This is a genomic window from Shewanella sp. Scap07, assembly GCF_013394145.1.
Taxonomy (GTDB): Bacteria; Pseudomonadota; Gammaproteobacteria; order Enterobacterales; family Shewanellaceae; genus Shewanella; species Shewanella waksmanii.
This window is the reverse complement of sequence record NZ_CP041329.1, coordinates 5,083,346-5,106,907: the sequence shown is the minus strand read 5'-3', so window position 1 is coordinate 5,106,907 and position 23,562 is coordinate 5,083,346. Positions and strand designations below refer to the sequence as shown.

At 43.5% G+C, this 23,562-nt stretch carries 20 protein-coding genes; all 20 read left to right on the top strand.

What is annotated here, in order from left to right; genetic code table 11:
* The first annotated feature begins 10 nt into the window (after positions 1 to 10).
* Complete coding sequence (locus FLM48_RS22530; RefSeq protein ID WP_179026216.1) at positions 11 to 799, top strand: ParA family protein; 789 nt, start codon at positions 11 to 13, stop codon at positions 797 to 799.
* A gap of 14 nt (positions 800 to 813) precedes the next feature.
* Entirely contained in the window at positions 814 to 1,701 is an 888-nt protein-coding gene (locus FLM48_RS22525) for a ParB/RepB/Spo0J family partition protein (RefSeq protein WP_028773419.1), read from the top strand.
* 224 nt (positions 1,702 to 1,925) lie between these two features.
* Positions 1,926 to 2,309, top strand: coding sequence for an ATP synthase subunit I (locus tag FLM48_RS22520; RefSeq protein WP_028773420.1), 384 nt, complete (start codon positions 1,926 to 1,928; stop codon positions 2,307 to 2,309).
* 12 nt (positions 2,310 to 2,321) lie between these two features.
* A complete protein-coding gene (atpB, locus tag FLM48_RS22515) occupies positions 2,322 to 3,116 on the top strand; it encodes a F0F1 ATP synthase subunit A (RefSeq protein WP_028773421.1) in 795 nt (264 codons plus the stop codon).
* A gap of 69 nt (positions 3,117 to 3,185) precedes the next feature.
* Positions 3,186 to 3,437, top strand: a complete 252-nt coding sequence (atpE, locus tag FLM48_RS22510; protein WP_028773422.1) for a F0F1 ATP synthase subunit C — start codon at positions 3,186 to 3,188, stop codon at positions 3,435 to 3,437.
* A 37-nt stretch (positions 3,438 to 3,474) separates the two neighbouring features.
* Positions 3,475 to 3,945 carry a F0F1 ATP synthase subunit B gene (gene atpF / locus FLM48_RS22505; RefSeq protein ID WP_028773423.1) on the top strand — a complete coding sequence of 157 codons (471 nt, stop codon included), beginning with the start codon at positions 3,475 to 3,477 and terminating at the stop codon, positions 3,943 to 3,945.
* Positions 3,946 to 3,960: 15 nt separating this feature from the next.
* A complete protein-coding gene (gene atpH, locus FLM48_RS22500; RefSeq protein WP_028773424.1) occupies positions 3,961 to 4,494 on the top strand; it encodes a F0F1 ATP synthase subunit delta in 534 nt (177 codons plus the stop codon).
* Between the two features lie 14 nt (positions 4,495 to 4,508).
* A complete protein-coding gene (gene atpA / locus FLM48_RS22495) occupies positions 4,509 to 6,050 on the top strand; it encodes a F0F1 ATP synthase subunit alpha (protein ID WP_179026215.1) in 1,542 nt (513 codons plus the stop codon).
* Positions 6,051 to 6,099: 49 nt separating this feature from the next.
* Positions 6,100 to 6,960, top strand: a complete 861-nt coding sequence (atpG, locus tag FLM48_RS22490; RefSeq protein ID WP_028773426.1) for a F0F1 ATP synthase subunit gamma — start codon at positions 6,100 to 6,102, stop codon at positions 6,958 to 6,960.
* 35 nt (positions 6,961 to 6,995) lie between these two features.
* Entirely contained in the window at positions 6,996 to 8,372 is a 1,377-nt protein-coding gene (atpD, locus tag FLM48_RS22485; RefSeq protein WP_028773427.1) for a F0F1 ATP synthase subunit beta, read from the top strand.
* Between the two features lie 33 nt (positions 8,373 to 8,405).
* On the top strand, positions 8,406 to 8,834 hold the full coding sequence (locus FLM48_RS22480; protein ID WP_028773428.1) for a F0F1 ATP synthase subunit epsilon: 429 nt from the start codon (positions 8,406 to 8,408) through the stop codon (positions 8,832 to 8,834).
* A 327-nt stretch (positions 8,835 to 9,161) separates the two neighbouring features.
* Positions 9,162 to 10,526 (top strand): bifunctional UDP-N-acetylglucosamine diphosphorylase/glucosamine-1-phosphate N-acetyltransferase GlmU, encoded by a 1,365-nt coding sequence (gene glmU / locus FLM48_RS22475; RefSeq protein WP_179026214.1) that lies wholly within the window; start codon positions 9,162 to 9,164, stop codon positions 10,524 to 10,526.
* A gap of 242 nt (positions 10,527 to 10,768) precedes the next feature.
* On the top strand, positions 10,769 to 12,877 hold the full coding sequence (locus tag FLM48_RS22470; protein WP_179026213.1) for a TonB-dependent siderophore receptor: 2,109 nt from the start codon (positions 10,769 to 10,771) through the stop codon (positions 12,875 to 12,877).
* 144 nt (positions 12,878 to 13,021) lie between these two features.
* Positions 13,022 to 13,792, top strand: coding sequence for a DeoR/GlpR family DNA-binding transcription regulator (locus tag FLM48_RS22465; protein WP_179026212.1), 771 nt, complete (start codon positions 13,022 to 13,024; stop codon positions 13,790 to 13,792).
* A gap of 27 nt (positions 13,793 to 13,819) precedes the next feature.
* Positions 13,820 to 15,649 (top strand): glutamine--fructose-6-phosphate transaminase (isomerizing), encoded by a 1,830-nt coding sequence (gene glmS, locus FLM48_RS22460; protein ID WP_179026211.1) that lies wholly within the window; start codon positions 13,820 to 13,822, stop codon positions 15,647 to 15,649.
* 139 nt (positions 15,650 to 15,788) lie between these two features.
* Entirely contained in the window at positions 15,789 to 16,619 is an 831-nt protein-coding gene (locus FLM48_RS22455; RefSeq protein WP_179026210.1) for a TnsA endonuclease N-terminal domain-containing protein, read from the top strand.
* Positions 16,606 to 18,690 (top strand): DDE-type integrase/transposase/recombinase, encoded by a 2,085-nt coding sequence (locus FLM48_RS22450; protein ID WP_218645320.1) that lies wholly within the window; start codon positions 16,606 to 16,608, stop codon positions 18,688 to 18,690. The genes FLM48_RS22455 and FLM48_RS22450 overlap by 14 nt, the downstream gene beginning before the upstream one ends.
* Entirely contained in the window at positions 18,690 to 20,348 is a 1,659-nt protein-coding gene (locus FLM48_RS22445) for an AAA family ATPase (protein WP_179026208.1), read from the top strand. Before FLM48_RS22450 ends, FLM48_RS22445 begins: the two co-directional genes overlap by 1 nt.
* 2 nt (positions 20,349 to 20,350) lie before the next feature.
* Positions 20,351 to 21,877 carry a TnsD family Tn7-like transposition protein gene (locus FLM48_RS22440; protein WP_179026207.1) on the top strand — a complete coding sequence of 509 codons (1,527 nt, stop codon included), beginning with the start codon at positions 20,351 to 20,353 and terminating at the stop codon, positions 21,875 to 21,877.
* Between the two features lie 9 nt (positions 21,878 to 21,886).
* A complete protein-coding gene (locus FLM48_RS22435) occupies positions 21,887 to 23,515 on the top strand; it encodes a Tn7-like element transposition protein TnsE (RefSeq protein ID WP_179026206.1) in 1,629 nt (542 codons plus the stop codon).
* The last annotated feature ends 47 nt before the right edge of the window (positions 23,516 to 23,562 follow it).

Sequence of the window (23,562 nt, the reverse complement as noted above, 5' to 3'; positions counted from 1 at the left end):
GGATATTATTGTGGGTAAAGTGATCGCCGTAGCCAACCAGAAAGGTGGTGTCGGGAAAACAACAACATGCGTCAATTTAGCCGCCTCTTTGGCAGCCACAAAGCGTAAAGTCTTGCTAATCGATCTCGATCCTCAAGGTAATGCGACCATGGGCAGTGGTGTTGACAAATATAGCGTTGAAAACACCGCCTATGAGTTACTTGTCGATGAAAAGAATTTCGATGATGTCGTTTATCGTGAGACCAGCGGCAAGTATGATCTGATTGCTGGTAACGGTGATGTGACTGCAGCAGAAATTAAACTGATGGAGTTTTTTGCCCGCGAGATTCGTTTGCGCAATGCCCTGGCACCGATTAAAGACGATTATGATTTTATTTTTATCGACTGCCCACCTTCGCTCAACATGCTTACTGTTAATGCTATGTCTGCCGCCGACTCTGTTTTGGTGCCAATGCAATGCGAGTATTATGCACTTGAGGGACTGACGGCGTTAATGGATACCATCAGTAAACTGGCGGCAATGGTCAACCCTGGCTTGTCGATCGAAGGGATCTTACGCACAATGTACGATCCACGTAATCGTTTGGCCAATGATGTATCAGATCAGCTTAAACAGCATTTTGGTGAAAAAGTTTATCGCACTGTTATCCCGCGTAATGTGCGCTTAGCTGAGGCGCCAAGTTTTGGCGCACCTGCAATGTATTATGATAAATCCAGTGCGGGCGCAAAAGCTTACCTTGCTTTGGCTGGGGAAATCATTCGACGAGCTGAACAAACGACTCAGCTAGAGCAAGCTTAAAGGAAATTTTTTAGATGACACCGAAGAAACGAGGATTAGGTAAAGGCTTGGATGCGCTGCTAAGTACCAGCCATGCTGCAGCGAAGAAAAGTGAGCCACAGGGAGCAGCTGATCAGACGACTGGCGATACTGATGATTTAATGAACATTGATATCGAGCAGTTGCAACCTGGTAAATACCAACCTCGTAAAGATATGTCACCTGAAGCGCTCGAAGAGCTTGCTGAATCGATTCGTGCGCAAGGAATTATTCAACCGATTGTCGTGCGTAAAGTCGATAATGGTGGCTATGAAATCATTGCTGGTGAGCGTCGCTGGCGTGCATCACAAATAGCCAAACTCTCGCAAGTACCTTGCATCATTAAACAAGTTCCTGATGAATCAGCTGTCGCTATCGCTCTGATTGAAAACATTCAGCGTGAAGACCTAAATGCCATGGAAGAAGCCATTGCATTAGAGCGTTTGATGAAAGAGTTTGAACTGACTCATCAGCAGATTGCTGATGCCGTGGGTAAGTCACGTACTACCGTGTCAAACCTGTTGCGCTTAAACGGTTTAAATGAGCCTGTTAAGCGCATGCTAGAGTATGGCGATATTGATATGGGCCATGCTAGAGCACTGCTTGCCATTGAAGGTGATGAGCAAACTAATGTCGCTAGATTAGTCAGTGCTAAAGAATTAACCGTTCGCGAAACTGAACGATTAGTTAATAAAACCTTAAATCCTCCCCAAATTGCCGATAAGCCGGCAAAAGATCAGGACGTAGCCCGTCTTGAGAGTCAATTAGTCGAACGTCTAGGTGCAAAAGTATCTATTAGCCATAACCGCAAAGGTAAGGGAAAAGTTGTAATTAACTACCAAGATCTAGCTGAATTAGACGGTATTATTGCTAAAATACGCTAAATGTACTGAGTTAATGCAATATTATGTAATTTTGTGACAACTGTTAATTTTGCACTTTTACACTTTTGGCCATAGATCACGTTAAAAGAGTCGATTTTCCTCACCTTAAACTTGCTTTGAAGGCCCGAAAAGGTATACTTTCGCAAGCTTTTTGTAGCTCGGCAAATTTCGGATATTTGTAATCCGGTCACCGAAACAGAAAGTATGAATGCGGAGAAGATGAATTGAGCAAGGTTTTAGCACGTCGTGGCCGGTGGTCTGCCTATAAGTTGGTTATGATGCAGGCGGTGATGGCTGGGGGTGTTTCGATTGTCTTTTTCGCCGTGTGGGGAGCTCAGTATGGACTATCTGCTTTAGCAGGTGGTGCAATTGCTGTACTCCCTAATTTTGTATTCGCAACCCTCGCTTTTTCCTACACAGGAGCAAGTTCAGCAGGAAAAGTTATGAAAACTTTTTACTGGGGGGAAGCGGTAAAGTTGCTGTTAACCATTGTGATGTTTTCGCTGGTGTTTATAAATATGCAGGTGGTATTCATGCCCTTGTTTGTTTGCTATACCCTAGCGCTGATAGTGCACTGGACAGCTCCTTTATACTTCAAGCAAAGTTAAGTGGGATGAATCATGGCTGCAACTGGTGAAGAGTTAACACCGCAGGGCTATATCCAGCATCACCTTACCAACTTAAGTGTTGGTGAAGGCTTCTGGACGTGGCACATTGATTCATTGTTCTTTTCGGTTGGGCTTGGTGTTCTATTCTTGTGGCTATTCCGCAGCGTTGGCAAAAAAGCAACGACAGGTGTTCCCGGCAAGCTTCAGTGCTTTGTCGAGATGATCGTTGAGTTTGTCGATTCAAGCGTTAAGGAAACCTTCCATGGCCGCAATCCTGTTATAGCACCGTTGGCACTTACTATTTTTGTTTGGGTATTCATGATGAACTTCATGGATATGGTTCCAGTTGACTGGATTCCGGAACTAGCAATGGCTGCTGGTATCCCCTACATGAAAGTGGTACCAACAACTGACTTAAACATTACCTTTAGTTTAGCTTTAGGTGTGTTTGTGATGATTATTTATTACAGCATCAAGGTCAAAGGTGTATCAGGTTTTGTTAAAGAATTGACATTACAGCCTTTTAACCATAAGGCAATGATACCAGTCAACCTCCTATTAGAATCAGTTACTTTGATTGCAAAGCCTATTTCACTAGGTTTGCGTCTGTTCGGTAACTTATACGCAGGTGAGTTGATCTTCATCCTTATTGCGTTGATGTACGGTGCTAACATGGCGTTATCTGCCCTAGGTGTAACATTACAACTAGGTTGGTTAATCTTCCATATTATGGTTATCACTTTACAAGCGTTTATCTTCATGATGCTGACGATCGTATATCTCAGCATGGCACATGAAGATCATTAAGGATTGCTGAAGAATTTTTTTTTAAGCTAAATCACTAACTAACTAAGATTTAGAATACTGGAGATAGAGATGGAAACTGTATTAGGCATGACAGCTATTGCTGTTGCTCTACTGATTGGTATGGGTGCTCTAGGTACCGCTATCGGTTTCGGCCTACTAGGTGGCAAGTTCTTGGAAGGCGCTGCGCGTCAACCAGAAATGGCTCCTATGCTACAAGTTAAAATGTTCATTGTTGCAGGTCTATTGGATGCTGTAACCATGATCGGTGTAGGTATTGCACTATACATGCTGTTTACTAACCCACTGGGTGCAATGCTGTAATAAACGCTTCTGTCTTTAATCTAAATAGGAGGCTGTTGTGAATATCAACGCTACCCTAATCGGTCAGACGGTTGCCTTTATTATCTTCGTGTGGTTCTGCATGAAGTATGTTTGGCCCCCTTTGATGAATGCCATCGAAGAGCGCCAAAAAAGGATTGCCGACGGTTTAGCTGATGCTGACCGTGCCGTGAAAGACCTTGAGTTGGCACAGGCGAAAGCCACTGACCAGCTAAAAGAAGCTAAGGCAACTGCTAACGAAATCATTGAGCAAGCTAATAAGCGTAAAGCTCAGATTGTCGATGAGGCCAAAGCCGAAGCAGACGCTGAGCGCGCTAAAATTATCGCTCAGGGTAAAGCAGAAATTGAAGCTGAACGTAATCGCGTGAAAGAAGACTTGCGTAAGCAAGTTGCTACTCTAGCCATCGCTGGCGCAGAGAAGATCCTTGAGCGTTCGATTGATGAAGCCGCCCACAGTGACATAGTTAATAAACTAGTTGCTGAAATTTGATAAGGGAGTTGAGTTATGGCTGAAATAACCACCATCGCTCGTCCTTACGCAAAGGCAGCGTTTGACTTTGCTATAGAAAACAAAGCAGTAGAAAGTTGGGCAGAAATGCTTAGCTTTGCAGCTCAAGTCAGTGAAAACGAGACGATGAAGCCGCTACTGTCTGGCTCTTTAGCCAGTAACCAGCTCGCAGAACTTTTTATTAATGTTTGTGGTGAGCAGGTCAATGAGCAAGGTCAAAATCTGTTAAAGGTAATGGCTGAAAACGGTCGTTTGGAAGTACTACCTGCTGTTTATGAACTGTTTCATGAGTTCAGCAATGAGTGGGCTAAAGAGGTTGAAGCAACTGTTGTTTCTGCCACTGAGCTTAGCGCAGAGCAACAGCAACAAATTAGTGCTTCTCTAGAGAAACGTCTCACACGCAAAGTTAAGCTGAATTGCAGCGTAGATGCCAGCCTTGTAGCTGGTGTAATTATCACGGCAGGCGACCTAGTCATTGATGGCTCGGTCAGCGGTAAACTAAACCGTCTGTCTGATACGCTGCAGTCGTAATTGGGAGTTTGAGCATGCAACTGAATTCCACTGAAATCAGCGATCTGATTAAACAGCGGATCGAGCAGTTCGAAGTCGTTAGTGAAGCTCGCAACGAAGGTACTATCGTTGCAGTAAGTGACGGCATCATTCGCGTACACGGCCTAGCCGATGTTATGCAAGGTGAGATGATCGAACTGCCTGGTAACCGTTATGCAATCGCGTTGAACTTAGAACGTGATTCTGTAGGTGCCGTAGTTATGGGCCCTTATGCCGACTTGGCAGAAGGTCAAAAAGTAAAAACAACTGGTCGTATTTTGGAAGTTCCAGTTGGCCGTGGTCTATTAGGCCGCGTAGTCAACACTCTGGGTCAACCAATCGACGGAAAAGGACCTATCGACAACGATGGTTTCTCTCCTGTTGAAGTTATCGCACCAGGCGTTATTGAACGTAAGTCAGTAGATGAGCCAGTGCAAACTGGTTATAAAGCCGTTGACTCTATGATCCCAATCGGTCGTGGACAACGTGAATTGGTAATTGGTGACCGCCAGACTGGTAAAACAGCACTAGCGATCGATGCCATTATCAATCAAAAAGACTCTGGCATTAAGTGTGTATACGTAGCGGTAGGCCAAAAAGCTTCTACCATTGCTAACGTAGTACGCAAACTTGAAGAACACGGCGCACTAGCAAACACCGTTGTTGTTGTTGCTACAGCTTCTGAAGCTGCTGCACTACAATACTTGGCACCATACTCTGGTTGTTCAATGGGTGAATACTTCCGTGACCGCGGTGAAGACTCACTGATCGTATATGATGATCTTTCTAAGCAAGCAGTTGCTTACCGTCAGATCTCATTGCTACTTAAGCGTCCACCAGGACGTGAAGCATACCCAGGTGATGTTTTCTATCTTCACTCTCGTCTACTAGAACGTGCTTCACGCGTAAATGCTGAGTACGTTGAGAAGTTCACTAACGGCGAAGTTAAAGGCCAAACTGGTTCTTTGACTGCACTACCGATTATTGAAACTCAAGCGGGTGACGTATCTGCATTCGTACCGACTAACGTAATTTCGATTACCGATGGTCAGATCTTCCTTGAAACTGACCTATTTAACTCAGGCCTACGTCCTGCTGTTAACCCAGGTATCTCGGTTTCTCGTGTTGGTGGTGCGGCTCAGACTAAGATCATCAAGAAACTGTCAGGCGGTATCCGTACTGCACTTGCACAGTATCGAGAGCTTGCAGCGTTCTCACAGTTTGCATCTGACTTAGATGATGCAACACGTGCTCAGCTTGAGCATGGTGAGCGTGTTACCGAACTAATGAAGCAAAAGCAATATGCGCCAATGAGCGTAGCTGATCAGTCTGTGTCTATTTTCGCAGCTGAAAAAGGTTACCTAAAGAGCGTTGAGCTAAACAAGATCGGTGATTTCGAAGCATCTTTGCTCTCTTACATGAACAGCGAGCACGCTGACCTTATGAAGACTATCAACGATAGCGGCGATTATAATGCTGATATCCAAGACGGTCTGAAGGCTGGCCTCGACAAGTTCGTAGAAACCCAAACCTGGTAAAGACACAGAGGTGTCTTAAGGCACCTCAGGTCCAGATTGGAGAGTAAAGATGGCCGGCGCTAAAGAGATTAAAACCAAGATCGCGAGTGTTCAGAACACTCAGAAGATCACATCTGCAATGGAGATGGTTGCCGCGAGTAAAATGCGTAAAGCACAAGATCGCATGGCAGCTAGTCGTCCGTATGCAGAAAATATGCGTAAGGTGATCGGTCACGTAGCGCAAGGTTCTCTCGAATATAAGCATCCTTATTTGGAAGTGCGAGAGGCTAAGCGAGTTGGTTACATTGTAGTGTCAACCGACCGTGGTCTTTGTGGTGGTCTTAACGTCAACCTATTTAAAAAGGTTGTCGCGGACGTGAAGAAGCAACGTGAAGCTGGTGCAGAAGTCGAATTCTGCCCGATTGGCGCACGAAGCGTACAATTCTTCAATAGCTTTGGCGGTAACGTATCTGCTCATGCTTCAGGTCTAGGTGATGCTCCGGCATTATCAGATTTGATCGGAACAGTGCGTGTCATGCTAGAAGCATACAACGAAGGCAAGCTAGACCGTCTGTACGTAGTATTCAACAAGTTTGTGAATACTATGAGCCAGACGCCTGTGATCGAACAGCTGCTACCTTTGCCTAAGTCAGAAGAAGATGAGATTGCTCATCACTGGGATTACCTATACGAGCCAGATCCAAAAGAACTTTTGGACACATTGTTGGTACGTTATGTGGAATCTCAAGTTTACCAAGGTGTTGTTGAAAACATCGCATCTGAGCAAGCAGCCCGTATGGTTGCTATGAAAGCTGCGACAGACAATGCTGGCGAACTTATCGATGACTTGCAGTTGGTCTACAACAAAGCCCGTCAGGCTGCGATTACGCAAGAACTGTCGGAAATTGTTTCAGGGGCCGCAGCAGTTTAGGCTAGGTAACGAATACAAGTTTTAGAGGATTAATCATGAGCACAGGTACTGTTGTCCAAGTAATTGGCGCGGTTGTGGACGTTGAGTTTCCACATGATGCCGTACCTCAGGTTTATGACGCTCTAGAGATCAAAAGTGAAGGCTTGGTGCTGGAAGTTCAGCAGCAACTTGGTGGTGGTGTAGTTCGTACCATCGCTATGGGTTCTTCAGATGGTCTGCGTCGTGGTCTTGAGGTAGAAAACACAGGTTCACCTATTACTGTTCCGGTTGGGGATAAAACCCTTGGCCGTATCATGAACGTACTAGGTCAACCGATTGATGAAGCGGGTGAAATTGGTGAAGAAGATCGTTATGAGATTCACCGTGAAGCGCCTTCATATGAAGATCAATCAAACACAACTGAACTTCTAGAAACTGGTATCAAGGTAATCGACCTTGTATGTCCGTTCGCTAAGGGTGGTAAAGTTGGTCTGTTTGGTGGTGCGGGTGTTGGTAAGACCGTTAACATGATGGAACTTATTAACAACATCGCAAAAGCACACTCTGGTTTGTCAGTATTCGCCGGTGTAGGTGAGCGTACTCGTGAGGGTAACGACTTCTACTACGAGATGGAAGAATCTGGCGTACTCGACAAAGTGGCCATGGTATATGGTCAGATGAACGAGCCTCCAGGAAACCGTCTTCGCGTGGCACTAACCGGTCTAACTATGGCTGAGAAGTTCCGTGACGAAGGTAAAGACGTACTATTGTTCGTCGATAACATCTATCGTTACACCTTGGCAGGTACCGAAGTATCTGCACTGCTAGGCCGTATGCCATCAGCAGTAGGTTACCAGCCAACATTGGCTGAAGAGATGGGTGTACTTCAGGAGCGTATTACATCGACTAAGACAGGGTCTATTACCTCTGTTCAAGCGGTATACGTACCTGCGGATGACTTGACGGATCCGTCACCAGCAACAACCTTCGCTCACTTAGATGCGACAGTTGTATTGTCACGTAACATTGCTTCGCTAGGTATTTACCCAGCGGTTGACCCATTGGATTCGACTTCACGTCAGCTAGATCCACAGGTTGTTGGCCAAGAGCATTATGACGTAGCAAGTGGTGTGCAGACTGTACTTCAACGCTATAAAGAGCTAAAAGATATCATCGCGATTCTAGGTATGGACGAATTATCTGATGAAGATAAGACTACTGTATCTCGTGCTCGTAAGATTGAAAAATATCTTTCACAGCCTTTCTTCGTAGCAGAAGTATTCACCGGCTCTCCAGGTAAGTACGTTGCACTTAAAGACACGATTCGTGGCTTTAAAGGCCTATTGGAAGGTGAGTTTGACCACATTCCAGAGCAAGCGTTCTACATGGCTGGTTCAATCGACGAAGTTGTTGAACGAGCTAACAAAAAATAAGCAAGCGTCAGCTTGATATTTTAAGGAGAACCGATGGCAGCCATGACAGTACATCTTGATATTGTAAGTGCAGAAAGCAGCATCTATTCAGGTCTTGTAGCACACCTACAAGTAACTGGTTCAGAAGGTGACTTAGGTATTATGCCTGGTCACGCGCCACTGCTAACACATATCAAACCTGGCATGGCGCGCATCGTCAAGCAAGATGGGAAAGAAGAAGTGTTTTACCTTTCAGGTGGTATCCTGGAAGTGCAACCTTCATCTGTATCCGTATTGGCTGACGTAGTAATGCGTGCCGATGATATTGACGAAAAAGCGGCTGAAGAAGCTAAGCGTCGTGCGGAGGCCGCTATGGCTGACGCAGGTGCTGACTTTAACTATGCCGCAGCAGCGATTGAGCTAGCTCAAGCTGTTGCTCAGCTTCGCGTTGTCGAGACCATCAGAAAGAACATTGCCAGATAAGGTTATTGTTTGAGAAAAAAGGCGGTCACTTAGGTGAGCGCCTTTTTTGTATCTGCCACATCTTTATTAAAAGTCATGGGGTCAGTTTTAGTATTTGTATATGTTGAGTGATCAATACATATAACAGCTAACTAATTATAAATTCTAGCAGCTTGTGTATGAGTACTCTCCCTCAAGCAGCGTGTGAATACTAATTCGCTAAGTCGCCTTTGACCGCTATCTGCTTCGCTTTTCCAGACTAATTCCGTTAAAATCAGCCGATAAAATAATCCCTATATTATTGGGGTTCTCGTATATGTTAATTAGCACCAGCTCAAGGATATCTCCATGGCATTGAATGTAGTGATTTTGGCCGCAGGTAAAGGAACCCGCATGCGTTCAGATCTTCCCAAAGTATTGCACCCTATTGCCCACAAGAGCATGGTGCAACATGTTATCGATACTGCGCATCAAGTCGGAAGCGATGCCATTCAATTGGTTTACGGATATGGTGCCGAGCAGTTAAAGGCAAGATTAGGCGAACAGCAACTCAATTGGGTACTACAAGCCGAACAATTAGGTACAGGACATGCTGTTGCGCAAGCTAATGACAATATTCATGACGATGATACAGTATTAATTCTCTACGGTGATGTACCGCTTATTCAAGCTGCTACGCTTGAATCTTTGCTGGCAGCTCGCGAAGCCAATGGCTTGGCAATTCTTACGGTAAACTTACCTAATCCGACAGGTTACGGCCGTATAGTACGTGAGCAAGGTAGTGTAGTGGGTATTATTGAGCAAAAAGATGCCACCACTGAACAGCTCGCGATTAGCGAGATCAATACCGGTATTATGGCGGCGCCGGGTAAGCAACTTAAAAACTGGCTAGGACAACTATCATCTGATAATGCTCAAGGCGAATACTATTTAACAGACATCGTAGCCATGGCTCACAAAGATGGAGTTGCAATTACCACTGCTCAGCCGCAGTCAGCGGTTGAAGTTGAAGGAGCCAATAACCGGGTACAATTGGCACAACTTGAGCGAGCTTATCAAGCACGGGCAGCAGAGCAGCTTATGCTAGATGGCGCTAATCTAAGGGACCCTGCTCGTATTGATATTCGCGGCGATGTCAGTGTCGGTATGGACGTTATGATTGATGTAAACGTGGTTATCGAAGGCACTGTGACTATCGGTAATAACGTAGCTATTGGTGCAGGCGCGATTTTGATTGATTGCGATATTGCAGACAATGCAGTTATTAAGCCCTATTCGATCATCGAAAGCGCAAAAGTGGGCGTTGATGCCAGTGCAGGCCCGTTTGCGCGTTTACGTCCTGGTGCTGAGCTAAAACAAGATGCGCATATTGGTAATTTTGTTGAGATGAAAAAGGCAGTGTTGGGAGAAGGTTCTAAAGCGGGCCATTTAGCTTATATTGGTGATGCCCAAGTGGGTGCCGGTGTGAACATTGGTGCAGGAACCATTACTTGTAACTATGATGGCGCGAATAAACACCTTACGGTCATTGAAGATAATGTATTTGTAGGCAGTGATACTCAACTTGTCGCGCCTGTGACTATTGGTAAAGGCGCGACTTTAGGCGCTGGCTCAACCATCACTAAAGATGTTGGCCAAGATGAATTAGTGATCACCCGCACTAAACAGCGTCATATTAGCGGCTGGCCTCGTCCTGTAAAAAACAAGAAATAAAGTTTATTTTATCGACAAAACTCAACAAAGCGATGTGGTAACACATCGCTTTTTTCGTTTGTTGTGTATCCGTTGCAAACTGTTAGTTCGATGCGGTTTTATTCATACAATATAGTTTTTATTTAGTAAATTAGTAGTAGATCACACCAGTTTGTAAATTTCCGTAAAGAAACTTAAATAAAAACAATTCTCATTTATATTGCTGCCAACTTAGATTGTTTCAGGTCATTTTGGGGTTGTATATGTCATTTAAATATTCGGCAATTGGTCTTGCCGTTGTTTCTGCAATTGCAAGTTTTTCAGCTGTCGCAGAAGATCAACAAAGTTCTATTAAAGAAACCAATATTGAGCGTATTACCGTTACTGGACGTACCTTTAACGATTATAAAGTGGGTAGTTCATCGGGCGCGATGCGTGGCGATATTGATTTAATGGATACACCTCAATCTGTCGCAGTCATTCCAGATTTTGTTACCGACGAGCAGTTAGCCACTAACCTTTCTGAAGTACTAGTTAATGACTCTAGTGTGACCAGTGGTAGTGAAAAGTGGAACCGTCAAGTATTTAACATTCGTGGTTTTGAGCTTTCATCTGGTTCAGGCTATTTAATTAATGGTCAGCAGCAGTGGTCTCACTATGTACAGCCGATTGAAACTCTACAGCAAGTAGAAGTGCTAAAAGGCCCATCAAGTATGCTTTATGGTCAATCAGGTCCAGGTGGCTTGATCAACATGGTGACCAAAAAGCCAACTTACGAAAATATGTTTGAGTTAGGCTTTGATACAGATGAATACGGCTCAACACGTTTCCAACTTGATGCGGGTGGCGCATTAAATGAATCGGAAACGATTCGTTATCGTACCGTATTAGTTAAACAAGATGATCAATATTGGCGTGAATATCAAGATGGTAGCAACCAAGAGCGTGACCGTTGGTTAGGCTATTTAAATCTTGAGTTTGATATTACTGATGATTTGATGTTGTCACTTAAGTATGACCACACCCAAGATAAAACCGGTATCGACCGCGGTGGATGGTTAGACAGCGATGGTGAGCTTATTGGTGGTAAAGATATCATTTGGGATCAGCCATGGGCCTTCACTGATAACACTATTTCTAATTTGGGCGCAGAGCTAACTTATCACTTATCGGATGATTGGAAAGTAAAAGCGGGCTATAACGATCAGCAGTTTAATCGTCAGCGTCTAGATTCATCGCCATCTTACACTGAAGATGCAATGGAGAACGGGTATACCATCAACCCATTTGACCGTTACGATGATTGGCAACATAAAACCGGCTATGTCGATTTCACCGGTACTGTTAGTACAGGCAATATTGAGCATCAATTGTTAATTGGTGCCAATATGCTTGACTATTACTATGGCCAGTTAAGAGACATGGGTGATTCTGTCACTGTTATGCCAGGTCAGCCAGTGCCAAGACCTGATGTTGATTACCGCAATGACGACACTAAATCTGAAAGTGATTACAAACATTACGGTTTCTACGTTCAAGATTTAATTACCATTAATGATAACTGGCAGGTACTTGCTGGTGTGCGTTATGACGAGCAAAAGAAAGACGGTGCGGGCAATAATAGCTATGCAGTGTCGCCAAAATTTGGTGTGATCTATTCTCCAGCATCAAACGGTAGCATTTACGTCAACTATTCAAAGAGTTTTACCCCGCAGGGTACGGTCAATGATGAGCAAGACGTGAATGATGGTTTGAACTTAGACCCAGAATATGGCGAACAGTATGAAATAGGTACCAAGTGGGAACTGCTCGATGGTAGCTTATTATTAACTGGTGCAGTGTTTGATATCACGGTTTCAAACGTCACTGTTACTGAGCAGCTGGAAACACCTATCGGTGATAAAGATTCTATTACCACACAATCTGGTGAACAGCGTCATAAAGGTTTCGAAATGGGCGCTCAAGGTCAGTTAAGTGAAAAGTGGTTCATGACTGGTTCGATGATGTTCCTTGATGCTGAATATGTGCGTCCAGAACAAGACAGTTTAAATGGTAAAACACCTGTCGATGCGCCTGAGTGGTCAGCTAATATCTGGACACGTTATGAAATGACCGACAATCTCGCATTCAACTTTGGTGCGGTTTATGTTGGAGAGCGCTTTGCAAATACTAGCAATACTATCGTAAAAGACGATTATGTACGTTTCGACTTAGGTGCGGCATATACCATGGATATCATGGGTAGCGATGTCAGTGTTCGTATGAACGTCAAAAACCTGTTTGATACCGATTATTTAGCTGGCGGTACTAACAATGATGTTACTGTTGGTGAAGGTCGTCACGTTAGCTTAGCACTACAAGCTAAATTCTAAACTAACGAAATAATTTACTAAAAAGCGTCTATCTTTTGATAGGCGCTTTTTTTGTTTGAAACTTAAAATTATAGCTGTTTTATTTGCTATTAAGTTTCGAGTGAATATAATTATCTTTCGAAACGAAACTTAAGTAAGTAACTTATGGCAAAACGTAACACTCAGCAACGTCGACATACTATTGTCAGCTTAGTTAACGAGCACGGTGAAGTGCATGTTGATGAGCTAGCCAGTCGCTTTGATACTTCAGAGGTTACCATTCGTAAAGACCTTGCCGCGTTAGAAGCCAATGGCCTACTACTGCGACGTTATGGCGGCGCGGTGCTAGTGCCGCAAGAGATGACTCAGCATAGTAGCGATAATCTCAATAGTAACAAGTTAGCGATAGCCAACAGCGCGGCCGAACTTATTCGCGACCACAATCGCATTATCATTGATAGTGGCAGCACGACTTCTGGGCTTATTCAATTATTAAATAATAAGCGTGGGTTGGTAGTGATGACCAATTCCCTACAGCTAGCCAGTGCAGTTCATGAACTTGAGCATGAACCCACATTGCTTATGACCGGCGGCACCTGGGACCCACGCTCAGAGTCGTTCCAAGGCCAAGTGGCTGAGCAAGTATTACGGTCTTACGATTTTGATCAGTTGTTTATTGGGGCGGATGGTATTGACTTAAACCGTGGCACGACGACCTTTAATGAGCTGACCGCATTGAGCCGCGTTATGGCGGAAGTATCACGTGAAGTGATTGTGATGGTTGAGTCCGACAAAATAGGTAAGCGTATTCCTAATCTAGAACTCGATTGGAAACAAATCAATACCTTAGTTACCGATGATCGTATTAGTCAGGCAGTGATTAACCAAATTATATCGCAAGGGGTGCACGTCATTACCGCACCCTATGCTAGTTAAGCTTTTATTTTATATAGGTAGATAGATATGTGTGGAATAGTAGGCGCTGTTGCGCAGCGTGATGTCGCTGAGATATTAATTGAAGGTTTGCGCCGTTTAGAATATCGCGGTTATGATTCTGCCGGGGTGGCCGTGATTAACGGAGGCGAGCTACTGCGAACTCGACGTGTTGGTAAAGTGCAAGAGTTGTCTGCAGCAATTGAGAGTGAGCCTTTAGCTGGCGGTACCGGTATCGCTCATACCCGCTGGGCAACCCACGGTGAGCCTAATCAGTCAAATGCACACCCACATATCTCAGCTGATACGATCGCCGTTGTTCATAATGGTATTATTGAAAACCATGTGAAATTACGGGAAATGCTCAAAGGGTTAGGTTATTGCTTTAGCTCAGATACCGATACTGAAGTGATTTGCCATTTAGTGCATCACGAGCTTAAAAGTCATAGCAGTTTACTTGCTGCGGTGCAGGCCACAGTTAAGCAGCTTGAAGGCGCTTACGGCACCGTCGTTATCGATAAGACTGACAATGAGCGAATGATCGTAGCGCGTAGTGGTAGTCCGTTAGTTATTGGCTATGGTCTTGGTGAACACTTTGTTGCTTCTGATCAGTTAGCTTTGCTGCCTGTTACTCGCTCATTTGCCTTTTTAGAAGAAGGAGATGTGGCGGAAGTCACCCGTCGTGAGGTCAATATTTTTGATGTCGATGGTAATGCGGTCACTCGTGAAATTAAAGAATCAGAAGTGACTCATGATGCTGGTGATAAAGGTGAATATCGTCACTACATGCTAAAAGAAATTTACGAGCAACCACGTGCATTAGCCAATACTTTAGAGGGAAGAATTGCTGCTGGCCAAGTATTGGATAGCGCCTTTGGTGACAATGCTGAGAAGTTGCTTAAAGATATCAAACATGTGCAAATTATTGCCTGTGGTACCAGCTATCATGCTGGCATGGCAGCACGTTATTGGTTAGAAGACTGGGCAGGTGTGTCTTGTAATGTCGAGATTGCGTCAGAATTTCGCTATCGTAAATCACACCTGTTTCCAAACAGCTTGCTGGTGACTATCTCTCAGTCAGGCGAGACCGCTGACACGTTAGCAGCCCTGCGCCTTGCCAAAGAGATGGGCTATAAAGCTACCATGACGATTTGTAATGCACCTGGTTCATCCTTAGTGCGTGAGTCAGATATGGCTTACATGATGAAGGCAGGGGCTGAAATTGGTGTTGCTTCAACTAAAGCCTTTACTGTACAGCTAGCGGGTCTGTTAATGCTTACCGCAGTTGTTGGACGTAACAATGGTATGGATGAAGGACTGCAAGCTCAGATCACTCAAAGTTTACAGTCTATGCCAGCAAAAGTTGAGCAAGCCTTGGGTTTAGATGATGCTATTGCTGAACTTGCAGAAGATTTTGCTGATAAACATCATGCGCTATTCTTAGGCCGCGGGGATCAATACCCGATTGCAATGGAAGGTGCATTAAAGCTAAAAGAAATTTCATACATCCATGCCGAAGCTTATGCTTCTGGTGAGCTTAAACATGGTCCGTTAGCCCTGATTGATGCTGATATGCCAGTGATCGTGGTTGCGCCAAACAATGAGTTGCTTGAGAAGCTTAAATCGAACGTCGAAGAAGTACGTGCTCGTGGTGGTTTGATGTATGTATTTGCTGATCGAGATGCCCAATTTGAATCCGATGACACCATGAAGGTTATTCCGGTGCCCCATTGTGATGAGTTTATGGCGGCCTTGATTTACACCATCCCCATGCAGCTATTGTCTTATCACGTGGCTTTGATAAAAGGCACGGATGTGGATCAGCCGCGTAATTTAGCTAAGTCGGTGACGGTTGAATAATAGATAAATACTAAAATAACAAATATTGTCGTCGGACAATAAAGATTGAAACTAAACAATAAAGTTTGAAACTGAGACATTAAAGTTGAAAACTTTTAAGGCCCGGTTAAACTGATTAAAAGTTAACCGGGTTTTTGTTATGGCAAAATCAAAGTACGTTTTAACTGAAAAGCAAATCATCAAGCGGGTTAAAGAAGGTCGAGGTGCAGGAAGGCTCTCTAGTTATAAACCGTGGTTGTATGTTCATGAGGTACCTTCGGAAGGTCGATCTCAGCGAGTCTACTCTCATCTAACTAGCCGGATTCATCATGTACTATCGGATCTTGAGTTCGCAGTATTTCTCCTTCTAGACCATAACCCTGCCGTAACAGATATTCGTGAGCAGTTTCCACTAAACAGAGATGACACCCTTAATATTTCCAAGGAAGGTCAGCTTTGGCACCCTTCGCAAGGAAGGGTAAACCTTGTCATGTCCTCAGATTTTTTGGTTAACACTACTTCTAAAACTCAGCCTAAATTTGCTATTCAAGCAAAGTACTCCAAAGATTTAAATGACCCAAGAACCATTGAAAAGCTTGAAATAGAACGCCGTTATTGGCAGCTAAAAAAAATTCCCTGGTTCCTCGTAACAGATAAAGAGATAGACAAAATAGTCGTATCGAATATTGAGTGGCTATACGGGGTTAAGGGGTACTTTGATGAATTAATTACCGATGAGCTTTTGCTGACCTTTAAACACATGAAAGCGTATTTTTCTCAGACTCCTGACCGGAAAGTAGTTGAAATTGCGAAAGAATATGAGTTGACCTTTGGACAAAAGCTAGGCGACTCTATGTTCGATCTTCGATTGATGTGTGCTGCTAGGCTTATCACGTTTGATATTCGTTATCCTTTTCATAGCTTGCGAGCAGGAGACCTTGTATTTAGAGGTGTAGCTTTTGATGAGGGGCACAGCTATGTGGCGAATTAATGAAACCCTATCATTTGATGGCAAGCCTTATCGCATTCTTTTTACTGAGACAAGCTACTTCTATTGGATTGCTATTGATGAGAATAAAGGTTTACCTGAAAGAGTCTATTTCGATGAATGCTGTAACTGGACTGATGAGGGGCGTTTAGAAAAGATCCCTGACCCCTATTCATACCTCCAAGGTGAATCTTGGGACCAAACATCTAGTAATTACTTGGAAAGCCAACGCAACTATGAACTGATAAAGCCTATCGTTGAAGGCGAAGGGGCATTTGACAAGCGAGTTCGAGCGAGCAGGCTTAATCAGGTTATTGCTAAATCGGGTAAAGGCAAACCTACGCTCTATAGACTCTTGAGGCGCTATTGGCAAAGAGGACAGATGAAGAATGCTCTTTTGCCTGATTACAAAAATTCTGGCGCAGGTGGAAAAAGAAGAAACTTCACGACTAGCAAAGCTGGTAGACCGAGGATATATGGTATTGGTCGCGGAGAGCCAGTAACCGACAGTGTCAGAAAGCAATTTCGAATCATTTGTGATAAGTATTTGATGAACGATAAAGGCTTTTCAGTTCGATACTCTTATATCAAGTTTACTAAGGCTTACAAGCTCAAACATCCTGATGCTGAAGAGTATGAAATTCCGACGCTTCGCCAGTTTCAATACTTTTACAAAACCGAATATACAAAGGCCACTCAGCTCACGGTTCAGACGCCTCAAGGAAATTACAAAAAAGATGTTAGGCCACTTCATGGTACTGCTACCGAACAAGCGTTAGGCCCAGGCAGTCGATATGAAATTGATGCCACCATCGCCGATATTTATCTAGTAGATGGCGATGACCCAGATAAGGTTATCGGTCGACCGACTATTTATATGGTAATTGATGTTTTTAGCCGCATGGTTGCTGGCTTTTATATCGGTTTTGATAACCCTTCTTTTCCCGTTGCAATGAAGGCTCTGATATGCAGCTTTGATAGCAAAGTAAAAGCCTGCGCAGAATATGGAATAGATATTTCTGAAGAGCAGTGGCCATGTGTAGGTATTCCCGATGTTCTGCTAGCCGATCGCGGTGAATTGATGAGCCATCAAGCAAATTATTTGGTTGATGCTATAGGAGTCCGTCTTGAAAGTGCTCCCCCTCGACGGGGTGATGCTAAAGGCATTGTCGAGAGATCATTTGGGACGCTACAGGCTAAGTTTAAGCCCTATATGCCAGGTGTCGTAACTGGTAACAAGGTTAAGAAGCACGGTGAAAAAGATTATAGGGTTGAGGCTGCTGTGGCGAGATCTGACTTTGTTGAGATATTGCTCTATTCAATACTTGCTCACAACTTAAATAAACCTATAGAAAAGTATGATCGTTCTCCTGATATGCCAGAAAGCCTTCCCTCTATTCCAATTGAGCTTTGGAAGTGGGGGCTTCAGCATCGTACTGGTCGTTTACGATCCATTGATACGGATATTGCAAAAATACTGTTGTTACCTCGTCAAAAAGTCACTGTATCTGAATTGGGCATAAAGTTATGGGGGTTAACCTACACAGGAAAAGAAATAATTCAGACAGGTTGGATGCACCGCTCTTCGGAAGTCACTAGACCTAAAAAACTATTTGCAGCTTATGAGCTTGGGTCTGCCAATCACATATATCTGTTTGCTGAAGAAGGAAAAAACACATTTTGGGTTTGTGATCTTTCTAGTCGAAGTAGAGAGTTCCGAGATCTAACTTGGTATCAAGTATGGGAACGTCAAGCGGCTCAAAAACAGACTTTGGCTGAAGCTAACTATCAATTTGTACCAGTAGAACGGGATTTTGATGACCTTCTTGAAAAGAAACTGAAAAAGGCTAAAAAGAATCGTAAAACTAGTACATTGAGCAACGTGCAAAAGATAAATGAGATTAAAGACAATAAACGGAATGCGCGAGAGCAAGAGAGAAAGGAATTAGCAATACAGCCCGCGAGGGCAAAACAAGAAGAAGTCGCGCCGATTATACCTATACATGGAGAGGAGGAAAGCTATCAACTGCCTGACTTCATACCGGAGCTTTTTGATGATGGGGATGATAACTGATGAAGAAAAAACAAGATCATCATGTAGTTGCCGTCTATCAAAGTGCAACACTCTCAGCTTATCGAGATAACCCGCTGATAGAAGCATTACCACCGATAAATAGCTTCTTGGACGACTCGAGTGCTCTAAAGGGTTCGTTAAAGTGTACAGTGGAAGATATTCATCGAAATAGTATTGAGAGAGCGCATAGTATCTGTTGTGTTATCGATGATTTTTTCCAGCCCCTCAGTCAGCACATTCAGTTGCATGAACGATTGTCATTGATGATACGGCGTGGCTATGTTGGAAGAAACCCCGAAACAGGTGACTGGGCAAGACATATACAAAATGGTTACGAGCGTGTTTTATCTGGTGATTTGAAAGCGATAAAGTTCACGGAAGTTAGTTCTACAGCCCAAAGCATGACATTGATTGGATGTAGCGGAAATGGCAAAACAACAGCGATCAAGCAGCTTTTGTCGTTATACCCTCAAGTTATTTACCACCCTGACAGAAATCTTGAGCAAGTCGTTTATCTAAAAATTGACTGTTCCCATGATGGATCTCTTAAAGAGCTATGTTTGAACTTTTTTCGCGCGATGGATCGGGCATTGGGAACATCTAACTACGAAAGACAATACTCGATGAGCAAAAGGCCCAGTATTGAAACACTTTTGGCTGCAATGGCCCAAGTTGCAAATGCTCACGCCGTAGGTGTTCTTATTATTGATGAAATACAGCACCTTAGCCGTTCTCGTTCTGGTGGCTCTGAGAAAATGCTCAATTTCTTTGTGACATTAGTTAATACCATTGGCCTTCCGGTTATTTTGGTTGGAACACCACGAGCCCGCAAGATATTTGAGGCTGATATGAGATCCGCAAGGCGAGGTTCTGGCCTTGGTGCTATTTTTTGGGATCCAATGGAAGAAGGAAGAGAGTGGAAAGCACTCACGGATAAGTTATGGACCCTTCAATGGCTACAAAAACGTGATGAGGTGTTGTCGGATGACATTCGCTCTTTATGGTTTGACCTTAGTCAAGGTGTTCTAGATATCGTGGTTAAGCTATATGTATTGTGTCAGTTGAGAGCAATAGCAACAAAGGTAGAAAGGATAACGCCCAAATTAATGAAACAGGTCTATGAGGATGAATTAAAACCTGTTCATCCAATGCTCGCAGCTTTGCGATCTGATGATGTTCAAAAAATGATTAATTTTTCAGATCTTAAACTTAGCGATACAGATAAGAGACTACTCGAATTGCAAAAGCAGGTTGCAGAAACTGTACAACAAACACCCGAAGAGTTTGCATATCAGCAGCTCAGAACCGAGGAAGAGCGGCGCGTATATATGGCCTTAAAAGACGAGTTTAATTCAACGCTTTTAGCTCCTGTAATACGACAGCTGTTTGACCTAAATCCAGACTTGACATGGATTAGCTTACTGCCACTGGTACATGATCAACTCACTAACCCTGAACAGTTACAAACTAAAAAAGAGGCTAAACCAAGTAAAGGTAAAAGAGCATCAGCAATTAAACAGACTCTGTGGCATACCCTTGATAGTGAGGACCTGAGATTTATTTACTCTCAATCTGACTCTGATAGTGAAGTATATACTGCAATGTCGAGGTCTGCTTTGATTCTAGACATTCAGTCATTGCTAGAAAAGGCGGTTTAATATTGCACTGCTTCCCTGTCCCATACCCAGATGAATTAATCTATAGCTTGGTGGCTAGAGCTGGAGTTCGCAGTGCTATAACAAGTTCAAAACAGCTATTAAATGAAGTGTTTGGTGACAGAAAAGTGATTGCATCAATTGACCTACCTAGTCATTTGGCGTCGATATCAGAGCAGTTAGTCAACACGGGACGATTTGATGTCCAACAGCTTATTTATGAGCATACCATGTTTCCGATTTACGCTCCTTTTGTTGATGAAAGTATCAGGGTTAGAGCTATGGAACGAATGGAATATTCCTCTAAAGGCGCTGTTCATTTAATGCTAGGGGCCCCTGCTTCTATTGTAAAAACATCGGATAATTTTCGTGTTTGCCTTACTTGTGTTGCAGAGCAAAAGCAAAGATATGGGGAAAGTTATTGGTCTCGATTGTGGTTCTTGCCATCTTTGCCTTACTGCCTTGAGCACGGCCTTCTGAATAAATCGAAAACCTCTTACCATGATAGTCGGCACATGTACCATGCATGTGACCGAATACAATGTCAGCCTTTCTTATGTAACGATAACAATAAAACAGTGCAGCAGTTTGCTTACTTAGCAAGTAAAGCTCAAGAGGTAATGCGCTTACCTGCTCAAAGGTCCCCTAGTCAGCATCAATGGAGTCTTTTCTACAATCATCTAGCATACGATTTTGGATGCGGAATAGGTTCTAAACAGGTTGCTCACGATAAGGTTGCAGACTTAGTTGTCAGCAAGATCGTTACCCCAGAGCTAACCATTAATTCTGATAGAGGGACAAATTGGCTTCGCACGATATTTCGCCGTCATCGTAAAGCTTTTAGCTACCTTCAGCACTTGACGGTTTGGTCTGCTTTTATTCCTGAAATGTCGGTTGGTGAAATCATCAAAGACGTAAAATCGAAAGAGAGAGTGACGGTATCTCTCCCGAAGGACAATGCTTATCTTGTGCCAAATCCAAGTGAAGAAAAACGTAAGCTATGGCGTAACTTAATAGGTAAGGCCCCTATTAAGAAAGCACGCAAACTTCCAGGTGGTGGTGGACTGTATGCTTGGTTGTACCGAAATGATAGAGACTGGTTATTGGCTTTCAATCGAGTTCATCAATCCCAATCGCATGCAAGGCAGAAAAAAGTAGATTGGAGCGCAAGAGACCGATTACTAACCAAGCAGCTACTAAGGGTTGTTGAACGATTAGATACTGTTATAACCGGCCCACGAAGAAGCAAAAATTTCTTACTCAAACAGTTAGATGACGATTACAGCTATGGTTCGGTGAGCAAAAAACTGAACTTATTACCCTTGCTATCTTTTGCTTTGAACCGGTATCAAGAAAGTGTCGTTGAGTTTCAAGCTCGGCGCCTGGCAATGGTTGTAATTGCAAAGTCGCAAACAGGATCAAAAATGAGTCGCTGGCAGTTGATGCGTTCAGCAAGTCTTCCCAAAGAGAGAATACTACCAGTTATCGCCGATTTACTTGGTTGGGTAACTACAGGATCAGATTGCAAATAAGGAAATTATATGGGAGCAAGATTTTACAAGTGTGACGATGATGTGCGCATAGTCCATACAGGTAAAATATTAGTACGAACAAGTGATTCATCTTATCGGCCTTCAATTGAGGTTTGGTGCTACCCCCCTCAGCAGAAAAATAATTTTCATGCGACTGCATTTTCTAACGTCCCTGCTTTGTATCGAGGAAAAATAATTAATCAACGAGGATTATCAGAAGGTTACGATAAACGAGGGCGTCATAAATTTAGAAGTAATGAGTTGTTTCGACACAGTAGCTTGAGTGAGTTCCCCGACTCAGAGTCAGCAGAGTCTTTAAGAAAGAAAGAGTCAGAGCAACATGCATTTGTTTTAGACCGAGGCGCTGCCCCTAAACTGATTATTCCTCAGCTAGAATTGGCAAGGGTCCTATTTTATGCCAGCTCTTACTTATCGCGAGCGTCATTAATGTCTTCTCGTTTGCTTACAGACTTTAAGGTCGAAGTTAACACTAAGGAGGACTATGCCAATATCGAAGTGTTGCAAACATCAAACTTTCCCCCTTCGGCATTCAATGATTCAGCAACAAGAGCAATGTTGAGCTGGTTACTTATTGATAGTAATGCAAAGCGTTCATTTGAGTCGATTTTTAGATATTTCAACGTCGAAAAGGATCGAGATGTCTCAGCGGGGTATAAGCGTTGGCTATTTCACTTTGACCCGCCACAAATGTCTGGGTGGTCTTTCTCATATGACGGCAGGCTTGACGCAAGTGGCCGTTACTTTTTGGTTGAAAAGATAACGGATATTGAAATTAATGCTCAAATGCCCTCTAGGGTCCATTTCCATAACTCGTCATTTACGCACCCAGATGAAGGCCAAGAGCCAACGAGTGGTGGTGAAGGCCCTGAACAGTATGAGCGCCCGGAAGATCATATTATCGATGATGATCGCGAGGCGTCTAATGCTAACCAAGCATTTTTGCTAGGTGAAAATACTTGCTCAGTAAGGTTTAAAAATTGTTTTTCAACATCGAAAACAACTGCGCCCAAAAGGAGTCATCGGCCAGATAGTTGTCAAGAAAAACACAAGAAAGCAAGTGATACGGTAAGTACCAATGAGCCTGGTAGTATTGGCGAGATACCTTCTGCAGATATAGGCGGAGGGACGCAAGATTGCACTGATAAATCAGAGGAATACGCCTCACGTTTTACGGCTTTTAACATGATGGTGCAAATGCTTGAGGAAAAATACGCCTGCACAATCATTGATTCCTACACTCATGAATTAGATCAGGTTGGGCGCAGTAAATGCCACTTGATTGACTCTGGCGCAAAAAGAACTATTCGTTGCGTTGTAGTTGAACGGAACGGTCATGTGAATTACTTGCTTGAGGTTGATGTTACAGGGTTAAGTAAATGGCTTTCTACTAAATGCATTCGGCAGATTGATACTAGCAATTGGAAAGAGCAGTTCGCGCTAATCAAGAGAGGTGTGGTGACGAAGTCTCTGGGGTGGCCAACACTAGAGATGGACGGCATGTTTGGCTTCAAAAAGCATATTGGCATTTCTCATCCTAAGTCAATTGAAGGACATCCTACAGGTATTCCGATGGAATCAATTCTTGATTGGGCCGGTAGAGTAGCAAGCAAGCTTTGAAGCTAATCAGTTAGCCATGTATATGGAATATAAACATTGTACTCAAG

What these genes read in the sequence shown, in the direction of transcription:
- atpD (WP_028773427.1), top strand. Translation starts at nt 6,996, where the DNA reads ATGAGCACAGGTACTGTTGTCCAAGTAATTGGCGCGGTTGTGGACGTT.
- FLM48_RS22525 (WP_028773419.1), top strand. Translation starts at nt 814, where the DNA reads ATGACACCGAAGAAACGAGGATTAGGTAAAGGCTTGGATGCGCTGCTA.
- FLM48_RS22435 (WP_179026206.1), top strand. Translation starts at nt 21,887, where the DNA reads ATGGGAGCAAGATTTTACAAGTGTGACGATGATGTGCGCATAGTCCAT.
- atpA (WP_179026215.1), top strand. Translation starts at nt 4,509, where the DNA reads ATGCAACTGAATTCCACTGAAATCAGCGATCTGATTAAACAGCGGATC.
- FLM48_RS22470 (WP_179026213.1), top strand. Translation starts at nt 10,769, where the DNA reads ATGTCATTTAAATATTCGGCAATTGGTCTTGCCGTTGTTTCTGCAATT.
- FLM48_RS22465 (WP_179026212.1), top strand. Translation starts at nt 13,022, where the DNA reads ATGGCAAAACGTAACACTCAGCAACGTCGACATACTATTGTCAGCTTA.
- FLM48_RS22450 (WP_218645320.1), top strand. Translation starts at nt 16,606, where the DNA reads ATGTGGCGAATTAATGAAACCCTATCATTTGATGGCAAGCCTTATCGC.
- atpB (WP_028773421.1), top strand. Translation starts at nt 2,322, where the DNA reads ATGGCTGCAACTGGTGAAGAGTTAACACCGCAGGGCTATATCCAGCAT.
- glmS (WP_179026211.1), top strand. Translation starts at nt 13,820, where the DNA reads ATGTGTGGAATAGTAGGCGCTGTTGCGCAGCGTGATGTCGCTGAGATA.
- atpG (WP_028773426.1), top strand. Translation starts at nt 6,100, where the DNA reads ATGGCCGGCGCTAAAGAGATTAAAACCAAGATCGCGAGTGTTCAGAAC.
- atpE (WP_028773422.1), top strand. Translation starts at nt 3,186, where the DNA reads ATGGAAACTGTATTAGGCATGACAGCTATTGCTGTTGCTCTACTGATT.
- glmU (WP_179026214.1), top strand. Translation starts at nt 9,162, where the DNA reads ATGGCATTGAATGTAGTGATTTTGGCCGCAGGTAAAGGAACCCGCATG.
- FLM48_RS22480 (WP_028773428.1), top strand. Translation starts at nt 8,406, where the DNA reads ATGGCAGCCATGACAGTACATCTTGATATTGTAAGTGCAGAAAGCAGC.
- FLM48_RS22445 (WP_179026208.1), top strand. Translation starts at nt 18,690, where the DNA reads ATGAAGAAAAAACAAGATCATCATGTAGTTGCCGTCTATCAAAGTGCA.
- FLM48_RS22455 (WP_179026210.1), top strand. Translation starts at nt 15,789, where the DNA reads ATGGCAAAATCAAAGTACGTTTTAACTGAAAAGCAAATCATCAAGCGG.
- atpH (WP_028773424.1), top strand. Translation starts at nt 3,961, where the DNA reads ATGGCTGAAATAACCACCATCGCTCGTCCTTACGCAAAGGCAGCGTTT.